Origin of the sequence: Streptomyces ossamyceticus (genome assembly GCF_001418475.1) — a bacterium.
GTDB classification, from domain to species: domain Bacteria; phylum Actinomycetota; class Actinomycetes; order Streptomycetales; family Streptomycetaceae; genus Streptomyces; species Streptomyces ossamyceticus.
Map to the genome: position 1 here is coordinate 25,616 of NZ_LIQX01000041.1, position 11,167 is coordinate 36,782.

Sequence of the window (11,167 nt, forward strand, 5' to 3'; positions counted from 1 at the left end):
CAGCCGCGCGGACGGTGCCGCGACGGGCTCAGTCGAGGTAGTCGCGCAGGACCTGCGAGCGGGACGGGTGGCGCAGCTTCGACATCGTCTTCGACTCGATCTGGCGGATGCGCTCGCGCGTGACGCCGTACACCTTGCCGATCTCGTCGAGGGTCTTCGGCTGACCGTCGGTGAGACCGAAGCGCATGGAGACGACGCCCGCCTCGCGCTCGGAGAGCGTGTCGAGGACGGAGTGCAGCTGCTCCTGGAGGAGCGTGAAGCTGACCGCGTCGGCCGGGACGACGGCCTCGGAGTCCTCGATGAGGTCACCGAACTCGCTGTCGCCGTCCTCGCCCAGCGGAGTGTGCAGGGAGATCGGCTCGCGGCCGTACTTCTGGACCTCGATGACCTTCTCCGGGGTCATGTCGAGTTCCTTGGCCAGCTCCTCCGGGGTGGGCTCGCGGCCCAGGTCCTGGAGCATCTGGCGCTGGACGCGCGCGAGCTTGTTGATGACCTCGACCATGTGCACCGGGATACGGATGGTGCGGGCCTGGTCGGCCATGGCTCGGGTGATCGCCTGACGGATCCACCAGGTGGCGTACGTGGAGAACTTGTAGCCCTTGGTGTAGTCGAACTTCTCGACCGCACGGATCAGACCGAGGTTGCCCTCCTGGATGAGGTCCAGGAAGAGCATGCCGCGGCCGGTGTAGCGCTTGGCCAGGGAGACCACCAGACGGAGGTTGGCCTCCAGGAGGTGGTTCTTGGCGCGGCGGCCGTCCTCGGCGATGATCTCCAGCTCGCGCTTGAGCTTGGGGGCCAGCTTGTCGGCGTTGGACAGCTTGTCCTCGGCGAACAGACCGGCCTCGATGCGCTTGGCGAGCTCGACCTCCTGCTCGGCGTTGAGCAGGGGGACCTTGCCGATCTGCTTGAGGTAGTCCTTGACGGGGTCGGCGGTGGCACCGGCGGCGGCGACCTGCTGGGCCGGCGCGTCGTCCTCGTCCTCGTCGGAGAGCACGAAACCGGCGCTCTCGGTGCCCTCGGGCTCGTCACCGGGCTTGCCGCCCGGGGTCTCCTCGAGGACTTCCTCCTCGATGAGCTCGACGTCGTCCTTCTTGGAAGTGGTCTTCTTCGCCGCCGTCTTCTTGGCGGCGACGGTCTTCTTGGCAGGGGCCGCCTTCTTGGCAGTCGCCTTCTTGGCGACGGCCTTCGTGGCGGGGGCGTCCTCGGCGGAGGCTTCGACCGCGGGTGCCGCCGACGCGGCGGCGGTGGCCTTCTTGGTGGTCACCGTCTTCGCCGCGACCGTCTTGGTGGCGGTGCGCTTGGCCGGACTCTTCGCTGCGACGCTCTTTCGGGTGCGCTTTGGCTCCGCGGCACTGACCATCAGCGTCACACCCTCTTCCTCGAGGATCTGGTTGAGGCTGCGCAGTACGTTTTTCCACTGAGTGGCCGGGATCTGGTCAGCTTCGAAGGCCCGACGCACATCGTCGCCGGCGATCTGCCCCTCAGCCTTTCCCCGCTCAATGAGCGCCATGACAGAGACGGACTCGGCGATCTCCGGCGGGAGCGTACGGGATGTGCTGGCCGACACGAACAACCTCTCGGAACGTTGGAAAACGGCTTCCGGCCCCGTCCACTGCGGACAGGAGCCGACCACCGGCTTGGGGATGGGCCGACGGTGCGGGCGGGGGCCGGGAAGATGCACAGCGCCCTGAACGGCGTCCGTATTCCCTCCGCGGCTGTCACCTCTTAGGTCATCGCGTGGTTCCCGCGAGCGTTACGCCCAATCTGCGTGGCCCGAGTCACACCCCGTAAGCACTCAAAAGCGGTCAGACATAGCCAGAGGTAGTCGAGCAGGGCCACGACCGGTGCTCTTGCCTCGTGTACCCACACGATTCCCGAACGAACTCCCCAGCAGAGGCCCGCCATATTTGCGGAGGGTTACGGTCCCGTTCTGAGGGCCGACGGGGTGCGGAGGGCGGGAGCGGGACAACCGGCCGGGGCGATCCAGCCCCAGTCGATACCGGTGGCGGCCGCATCTATCGCATCGACGCCGGCGAGTCGGAGACTGACAGGAACCCGGGCGCGGCGCGGGTTCCGCACATCCGGGACGGACGGCGGCCCGGCACCGACGCGTACGCCTACGGCTACGCCTACGCCACGCTTACCGGCATCGGCGCCCCGACCGGCGGCCCGTCGGGCCCGTCGAGCCGCCGGGCCCCGCCGAATCCCGGAAGGATCCGATGAGGTCCGGCGGCACACGGCTCGTCGGCCGATCAGGGCCGTCGAGGGCTCACACCGCGACCGTGCCGCTCGTGTCGCGCTCTGCGGGCCCTCAGTGCTCGCGCGGCGCGGGCACCACACGTTCCACCTCGGGGTGGACGGTCAGCAGCTGCCGCATGGCCGCCTCGGCCGCCCCTCCGTCGCCCGCGGCGAGGGCGTCGACGATCCGGGCGTGGTGCACGAGGGTCGACTCGCCCGGCCGGTCACAGCCGGTGGCGGGGCCGCCGGAGACCTGGAGCGCTGCCGAGACGATGCCGGAGAGGTGCTCCAGCATGCGGTTGCCGGCGACCTGGATGAGCAGCGAGTGGAACTCGGCGTCCGCGCGGGAGAAGGTCAGCGCGTCACCTTGGGCCATGGCGTGCCCCATGAGCTCGACCATGTCGCCGAGCCGCTGCTGGACGTCGTCGCGGCCGTGCCCGGCGGCGAGGCGGGCGGCGAGCGGCTCGATCGTCCAGCGCAGCTCGCTGAGCTCGCGTCGCTGGTCGTCGCGCTGGGGGCCGAAGGCCCGCCACTCGATGATGTCCGGGTCGAGCAGGTTCCAGTCGCTGACCGGGCGGACCCGCGTGCCGACGTTCGGGCGGGCGCTGACCAGCCCCTTCGCCTCCAGTACGCGGAGGGACTCGCGGACGACGGTGCGGGAGACCTCGAACCGCTGGCCGATCTCCTCGGGGACGAGCGGGCGGTCGGCACCCAGGTCGCCGGAGACGATCATCTGGCCGAGCTGCTGGACGAGTTGGCCGTGGAGCCCGCGTCCACGGCTCCCGGCGGTGCGACGGCCCACGCGCCCCAGCTCGGGGTCCGCGCCGTCCCAGGAGGGGATGCCGACACGGTCGACGCCGGGGTGCTCGGCGTAGGGGTAGCGGTCGAGTCCGCCCGGTCCTGCGAGGCCGGAATCGGCGGAGCGGGCGGCGGTCATCATGGTGTGCGCAAGGGTACTCACGCATCCTTTGTCGGCTGTGTTCTCAACTCCCTTGAGGTCTTTGGTGAAAAGCACACGAAAGGGTGATCGCTCACCCCGTCGCAATTGACGCCTTATCGGAAAGAAATGGGCGTTCCACGAGGAGTTGTGCACATTGCGGCGGCCGAAGAGCACGGAGGGTGAGGGCCATCATCATCGGACCCTGTTGCGTACCGTCGTGAGCAGATAGGCCCCCAGCAACGCGGTCAGCGACAACAGCAGCGCCCCTCCCTCGGGTTGGACGATCACCTGCGCCGCCGCCTCCACGTAGCGCTCACCTCCGAACGGCCACTGCGTCAGCACGAGCTCGCGCAGCCGCATCGGAAATCCGATCGCATGCCGCACAGTCGGCCCCTCCAGCACCTTCTGCACCAGGGGGACGACGAGGAGGGGGACGGCGACCACGGCAGCAAGTCCCGCACTGGTGGAACGGAAGACCCCCGCGGCGAGGACTCCCGCCCAGGCGCACCCCACGACGAGACCGAGCCAACTGGCACCGAGCGGCAGCCAGTCGCCGGGAACCGAGGTGAGTTCCGGTCCGTGGAGCAGGTAGAGCACCTCCAGGTCGCAGCCGACGGCGATCAGGGCCAGCAGCAGCCCGGTGGCTGCCGCGACGAGGAGTTTCGCAGCGAGCAGCCCCAGGCGACGGGGCACGGGGCCGCGGTCCGCGGCCAGCGCCGGGTACCGGAACTCGTCTCCGAAGGAGATCGCGCCGAGCAGCCCCGCGCCGACGGCCGCGGGCGGCAGCGGAAGCTCCCGCGGCCACGCGGCCAGCAGCCGTGGCTGCGAGGTGTGCCCCATCCTGGCCAGCGCCCCGGCCATGACCGCGGAGACGACGATCACGACGACCGCGGTCACATAACCGGTCGCGACCCCCGTGGCCCTGCGCAACTCGTACAGCACGGGACGCAGGGGGTTGGACGCCGGGCGAACGGTGATGGGGGGCGGGAGCGGAGGCAGTGCGCCGGTTTCGACCGAGTGGGGCAGGCGGGCCAGGTGGGGCGACTGGGGGTCGAGGTGCTGTGAAGCATCGGTGGTGTTGATGTGATCCGTGTGGTTGGTAGGGCTGGAGCGGTTAATGAAATCAGCGAGGTCGGCGGAGTCTGCGAGGTTTCCGCGACTGACGGGACTTCGGTGAGAGACGGGAGGGGTGGAGGGCGGGGAGGAGTCTGCGTGTGACAGCCGACGCGCGTTCGTGGCCACCTCGGAGTCATCGCCCACCCCCTGCGAATCCTCGACGGAGCCGCCGGTTTCCGCCTCCCCTGGTTCCCCTTCACCAGGCCACGACGGTGTCGGCGTCGCGGCGGCCGTCTCCCTGACCGTCGCCGCCACTGCCGCCGCCGTCGGTCCCATGTCACCGATCTCGTCGGCGAGTTGGTGTACGAGAATGCCGTGGCGGAACGCTGTCTCGCCGACCTCGGCGCATGTACTCCCGTACACCGAGAGCCGGTTGCCGCCCTCTCGGACGATCTCCACGGAACGTCGTGCGGTCCGGGCCTCCTTGGTCAGCAGGGCGCCGAGGCGGGCAGCGTGCGGGGTGCGGACGGCCACCCGGGGGCGGAGGCGGGTGCGGGAGAAGTCGGCGACGTCCTGGTCGGCCACGAGTCGGCCCTGTTCGAGGGTCAGTACTCGGTCGGCGATCCGTGCGGCCTCCTTGGGGTCGCCGGTGGTGAACAGGACGGTGCCCCCCTGGGCCGCGTGCGCCCGCATGATCCCGTGCAACCAACGCCCTTCGCGCACGGACAACCCGTGAGCGGGCTCGTCGAGGACGAGGGCGTGCGGGTCGGACAGCAGCGCACAGGCCAGGCCGAGTCGGCGGTCCATGCTCCGCGAGAGGGTGCTCAACCGGGCCTCGCGCAGACCGACCAGGCCCACCACCTCCAGGACCTCGTCGGCCCGCCGCGCGGGCAGCCCCGCGGCCGCGCACAGCATCCGCAGATGACCTCGCACCGTGCGGGCCGGGTGCCCCGGTACTTCGCCGAGCAGAACACCCACCTCGCGGTTGGGGTGTGCGACGCGGTGCAGGGGCCGGCCTCTGAAATAGGTGATGCCGCGGCCCTTTTGGAGTTCGAGCATCAGCCTCAGCGCGGTCGTCCTGCCCGCCCCCGGCGTTCCGAGGAGTGCGGTGACACGGCCGGCGTGCGCCTCGAACGACACGTCGTCGACGGCGGGCGGAAGCTCCTTGCGAGGGGTGCTGGTCAGTCCGATGGCCTGGATCACCCGAAGCAAGATAGCGCGGTATGTCCGGTTTTCTGGGCACCTCGCGGCTCGCTTCGAGGCAGCGGGCAGCGCCGGGCGACGTCGCCGGGCAGACCTCGGCTCCTTGGACCGCGCCCCGTCAGACCTCGGGGCGGAGCATCGGCGGGTTGAGGAGGGTGGCGCCACCGGCACGGAAGAGCTGGGCGGGGCGGCCGCCCTGCCGGGTGGTGGTGCCACCGGTCGGCACCAGGAAGCCGGGCGTGCCCGTCACCTTGCGGTGGAAGTTGCGCGGGTCCAGCGCCACGGCCCACACCGCCTCGTAGACGCGGCGCAGCTCACCGACGGTGAACTCCGGCGGGCAGAAGGCGGTCGCCAGCGAGGAGTACTCGATCTTCGAGCGAGCACGTTCCACACCGTCCGCCAGGATCTGCGCGTGGTCGAAGGCCAGCGGCGCCACCGGCTCGCCGTCGTGCCCGTAGCCCCCGTGAGCCAGCAACTCCTCGACGGGCGCCCAGCGCGCGCTGTTCGCGTCGCCACCCGGGCGGGGTGCCGGCAGGTCGGGGGCGAGCGCGAGGTGAGCGACGCTGACGACCCTCATCCGCGGGTCCCGCTTCGGGTCGCCGTAGGTCGCCAACTGCTCCAGGTGCGCGCCGTTGTCCTGCGCGGGGGCGGACGGATCGTGGGCGGTCAGCCCGGTCTCCTCGGACAGTTCGCGTGCGGCGGCCTGCGCCAGATCCTCGTCGGGCCGTACGAAACCGCCGGGCAGCGCCCACCGCCCCTGGAAGGGCTGTTCGCCCCGCCGCACGGTCAGCGCGCACAGCGCGTGGCGGCGGACGGTCAGCACGACCAGGTCGACGGTGACGGCGAAGGGCGGGTAGTCCGACGGGTCGTAGGGCATGCCGCGATCATAGTCGTCTTCCTGACGATAAACACTCCCTTCCGTGGTCGCTTCCGTTCTTGATCCGCTTCTCTCCAACACCTGGCTCATGATCCACCCGGCGCCTTCGCGAGGTCCGCACAGGGCGTGGTCGATCACGCGTCCGCCGAGGTCACCCTCCCAGCTGCAGACCGTCGGCCGCTTCCTCGACCATGGCGAGCCCCAGTCTGCTGACGCGCACGGCGAAGGGGGCGCCGGCCACGCGCAGGCCGGTCAGGCCGATCTCGCCCAGCGGTGCGCTGCTCACCGGACGCAGCGTCACCGTGCCGGACGGGGTGTCCGGCCGGATGCCCACGAGGATGGTGAGCAGCAGCACACCCGAGGCCGCTGCCGTCGCGGCCGGTCTGCAGGCGGCCGGATGCGGCAGCGGCGCGCCGCCCGCCGTGCGCTGCTCCCCCGCGTACATCTCCGGCAGCCGGTGGCCGAAGCTCTCGGCCGCCGCCAGCACTCCCCGGATCAGAGCGCTCGCCTCCTTCTCGTAGCCCGCCGCCACGAGCCCGGCGACCGCGATCGCCGTCTCCTGCACGCGCACGGCACCACTGCGATGCCCGAACGGGTTGTACGCCACCTCCTTCGCGCCGAGGCTGCGCAGCCCCCACCCGGAGTCCATGGCAGGTCCTCCGAGCAACCGCGTGAGCTGCTCGGTCTGCACCTTGTCGAGCAGGCCCGGGGCCTGGCGGCCCCCGCCGAGCAGGCCCGTGTCGAGGAGGTGGGCGGTGGCCGCGCCCAGATGCGGGACGAGGCGCCCGTCGGGGGTGCGGGCGGCGGCGGGTCGGCCGCCGCCGCGATCCTCCACCCAGAAGTCCGCCTGGAATCGGGTGCGCAGTCGTATCGCCCATTCCCTCAGCTCGTCCGCGCCGGGTCGGCCGTACGCGTCGAGCAGGTCGGCGCCCAGCAACGCGGCCCGGTGGGCGTGTGCCTGGGTCTCGCAGCGCAGCGGGCCGCCGGGGTCCGGGTCGGGCAGATAGGTCCCGGCTCCGACGGTGGCCCGCAGCCACCGCAGACAGCGCTCGGCTGCTGGCAGCAGGTCCTCTGTCTCCTGCTCGGGCAACCCCCAGCGTCTGGCCTCGGCCAGGAGGACGGGGAAGAGGAGGGTGGCCTCGGTGCCGGTGCAGCCCGGCGGCAGATGAGGGCCCGCGTCCCTCCGTGGGCCGGGGATCTTGCCCGACTGGGCCGTCGGGCCCGCGAGTTGGGTGCGGGCCAGGGTGCGCAGGGTGCCCGCGGCGAGACGCGTACCGAGGGGCAGCGTCATGCGGGCCGCGATCAGGGCGTCGGCCGGGGCCATGCCGCAGCGCCAGGGCGCGCCCGCCGCGAGGTGGATGTCGGACGGGTTGGCGGGGTCGCGCAGCAGCAGAGCTTCCAGGTCTTCCAGGCATGTGTGCAGCAGCGCCCCGGCCCGGGAGTCGTCGCCCGCGGCCTCCGCCTGGGCGAGCGGGCTCGTGGCCCCGCGTCCCACCGGTCTGATGGGGCCCGCCCCGTCCGGTCGTACCCGTAGCTCCACGCTGCGCGAGCCACCGGAGGGCAGTTCCAACTCCCAGCGCAGCAGGCCGGCGGAGGCCAGGGCGTCGGAGGGGGGCGGGGAAGCGGTGACGGTCGAGTGCCCGGTGGCGCAGGACCAGCGCAGGCCGGCGTCACGGACGCTGGCGGGCAGCTCCGGCCCGGCGCTGCCGGAGGCGACGGCGCCCAGTTCCGCGAGGTCCGTGCCCAGAGACACCTCGACGGGCAGGCGCAGTGGGCGGCGGGCCGTACTGTGCAGGGTGATCCGCTCGGTGCCGTCGGCGTGGCGGGTGCGTTCGACCATCACGTCCGGGTCGGGGCCGGCGTCGGCGGAGACACGCAGCGTTCCCACGAAGCGGGCCCGGTCGGCCGTGACCATCCGTGCCTGTACGGGAAGGGGCTCCCGTCCGGCCACACGGATCTGGCAGCGGGAGAGCATGCGCCGCCCCCCGCGGTAGAAGCCTTCCAGCCCCTTGCCGGTCAGCTGACCGTGTTCGCCGGAGATCGCGAGGCCCGGCAGAGCGACGCAGATCAACGTGGTGTGGGCGGGGGGCAGTTCCGTGGGGCGCCGGGGGCCCGGAAGCGTCGGTTGGGTACGGGCCTGGTTTCCGGTACGCGTGCCGGTCGGTGGGGTGGAGGCGCCCAGGCCGGTTGGGGAGGGCTTGGTGCCGGCGGGGTTCCTCGGGCGCACGCCGATGACGGGCGACGACGGGTTGCGGATCTCCGGGCGCGGGGCCGGGATGCCGTCCCGGCCCCGGGTGCGAGGGGTGGGCTGGCGGAGCCTGCCGAACGACGGGATGTCGTCGTAGGCGTCGGGCAAGGAGGGCAGGGACATGGAGTGGCTTCTTCTGCGTTCGGCGCGCGGTGGGTGCGCTCGGCACCTGATGGAGGGCAGCGGTGACGGTATGACGGGACGGGGTGGCAGCGAGGGCAAGCCACGGATACCGCCACTCAGGTGAACGGAACGGCTCCACTCGGGGTCACGGCCGCTCATCGGCGCACGTCCCATCCGGGGCACGACCGCTCATCGCGTACGTCCCATCCGGGGCACGACCGCCCGTCGGCGTACCGCCCTTCCGGGCCATGGCCGTTCATCGGCATGCGTCCCTTCCATGTCACGGCTGTTCATCGACATGCGTCCCCTCCGGCTTCGCTCCTTGGCCGTCGACGGCCCTGCGGGCCCGTGCCCGGCCGCTGGGGCCGTCGGCGGCGCGTGCCGAGCGTCGGCCTCCCGGTGAGGCGCCGTCGGTGGAACGCGGACGGCGTTGCTGGGCCGGGCCACCGGGTGAACGCCGGCTGGCGCGGGTGTCCGGGCTCCGCTCCGGTCGTGATCGGCGCCGTCGCCGAGAGCCGTTGCCGCATGCCTTGTCAGCGGATGCCACGGATGCCATGTCACCGGGCGAGGCGTCGACTGCGGTTGTCACCTCGCTCGGCTGTTCCGCGACGTCCGGTGCGGCCTCGGCATCTGCCTCCGTCGTGGTCGTCGGAAGCTCTCGCCCCCTGCGTTCCGCTCGGAGGCAGCGGCGGATCGACTCGGGGTCGAGGCCGTCGTTGCAGGCCTGGTGGAGGAGGCGGGCGAAGAGGTAGTCACGGTCGGCGGCGAGGGCCATGGCGAGGGCTTCGCGCGCTTCCAGCTCGTCGCCCGTGGACCACGCCACCCAGCCGGCCAGGGTGAGAGGGGCTGCGGCGTGTTCTCCGTAGGGGCCCACGCAGCGGCGGGCGAGAGCGCGCCAGAGTCGGAGCGCGGGACTCGCCTCGTCACCCTCCATCCACTCCGCGGCCCGATCCCGGGTCGCCCTGTCCTGGAGGCCCAGGATCATGGTCGCGGCGTCGTCATGACCGATCAGCTCGTCGTCACGCAGGTCCGCGTCGAGGGTGCTGGCCATGGTCGGAACGGCCGCGAGGCGCTCCATGGCGCGCCGGACCACCGCGAGCGTCTCCTCCGCCACGTCTGCGCGGCTCTCCGCTTCCAGGATGCGCGGGACGAGGGCAGCCTGGGCGGTGTCGAGCGCGGCCTCCTGCTGCAAGGCCGCCGCGGTCTCCCAGGGCATGAGTCGCGCCCTCAACTCCCTTAGCGTGCCGCGCACCTGAAGGCCCGCGTAGGTCGCGGCGGCGGCCAGTACGGAGGTGCCGGGCAGCCCCATCGCCTCGCCGTCCGGGGAGCAGCATCCGTTGCCCGGGCAGCAGTACGACCAGAAGCGGCCGTCGGAGATGCACAGGGCCTCGACCACCGGGACGTCGAGGGCGCCGCAGGCCCTGCGCAGGAGTTGGGCCAGTGGCCTCAGGCGCTCCATGACGTCGCGCGCCGACTCGCCGCCCGCCGGGTCCTCGCAAAGGAAGGCGACCATGCTCTCCGGTTTGGCGCCCCGGCGCTCGCTGCCGGTCACCAGCCCGTGGGCCAGTTGCTGCGCCACGGACGGCCAGTCGTCCGTGTGGGGCGGGATCCCGAGCCGGGCACGCCCGCCGAAACGCCCCTTCGTCTCGCCGTCGTGCAGCGCGACGAGGACGATGCTGTCCTCGGGGCGATAGCCGAGCAGATACGGCAGGGCGTCGGCGAGCTCGGCCGGGGTCCGCAGAGTGACCTGCTGCTCGCCGCCGGGTCCGGCAGCCGCGCCGTGCCCCGCGTACGCCCCGCATTCACCGTGCCCCATGGGCGGGGCTGTCCCCTCGGACGCCGAGGCGTGCCCCATGGGCGGGGCTGTCCCCTCGGATGCCGAGGCGTGCCCCATGAGCGGCACCACCCTGTCAGGCACCGCCCCGTGCCCCGTGGACTCCTCGTGCCCGGGCTGATGCCTCGGCGCCCGGTCGTCGCGCTCCGACCCAGACCGTGGCCCCCACTCGTCACGCTCCAACCGGGATCGTGGCTCCCGGTCGTCACGATCCGGGAGAGGCCGCCGCTCGCGGTCCTCGTACGCGGTGGTCTCCCCGCGCCCACTCCAGCCGTTCTGCCCGCTGATGTCACCGTTGCCGGAGGTCCCGGCCGCTTCGCTGCGATTCGTCATGTGGCGACCATCTCGCGGATCTTGAAGTTCCGCTTTGACCTGTGGATAAGTCCGACCATGACCACGTCAGCAGTTGTCCACAGATCCGCACCGCTCGTCCCGCGATGTCCGAGGCATGGGCTTGCATGGGGCCATGAACGACGCGCACCTGCCCACCACGGATCCCCGGCATCCGCCCTCGTCCGCAGCCGACTCAGTCGACCCGCTTGTCGTCGGGGGCGGAGGGGGAGGCCGGCCCCGAGCCGACCAGCACGTCACTGTGCGGGGAACGGGCCTTGACCGGCGGGGCGGCAGGCGGTGCCGTGGCCCCGCCGG

At 72.0% G+C, this 11,167-nt stretch carries 6 protein-coding genes; all 6 read right to left on the bottom strand.

The window, feature by feature from the left end:
- Positions 1-28: 28 nt before the first annotated feature.
- Positions 29-1,567, bottom strand: coding sequence for an RNA polymerase sigma factor (locus AOK15_RS03960; protein WP_055512790.1), 1,539 nt, complete (start codon positions 1,565-1,567; stop codon positions 29-31).
- 744 nt (positions 1,568-2,311) lie between these two features.
- On the bottom strand, positions 2,312-3,199 hold the full coding sequence (locus tag AOK15_RS03965; protein ID WP_107099329.1) for a FadR/GntR family transcriptional regulator: 888 nt from the start codon (positions 3,197-3,199) through the stop codon (positions 2,312-2,314).
- Between the two features lie 171 nt (positions 3,200-3,370).
- Positions 3,371-5,437 carry an ABC transporter ATP-binding protein gene (locus AOK15_RS03970; RefSeq protein WP_055512784.1) on the bottom strand — a complete coding sequence of 689 codons (2,067 nt, stop codon included), beginning with the start codon at positions 5,435-5,437 and terminating at the stop codon, positions 3,371-3,373.
- A 118-nt stretch (positions 5,438-5,555) separates the two neighbouring features.
- Positions 5,556-6,314, bottom strand: coding sequence for an NUDIX hydrolase (locus AOK15_RS03975; protein ID WP_055512786.1), 759 nt, complete (start codon positions 6,312-6,314; stop codon positions 5,556-5,558).
- A 151-nt stretch (positions 6,315-6,465) separates the two neighbouring features.
- A complete protein-coding gene (locus AOK15_RS03980; RefSeq protein WP_240508294.1) occupies positions 6,466-8,685 on the bottom strand; it encodes a glycogen debranching N-terminal domain-containing protein in 2,220 nt (739 codons plus the stop codon).
- Positions 8,686-8,965: 280 nt separating this feature from the next.
- Entirely contained in the window at positions 8,966-10,501 is a 1,536-nt protein-coding gene (locus AOK15_RS03985; RefSeq protein ID WP_240508295.1) for a DUF4192 domain-containing protein, read from the bottom strand.
- Between the last annotated feature and the right edge of the window lie 666 nt (positions 10,502-11,167).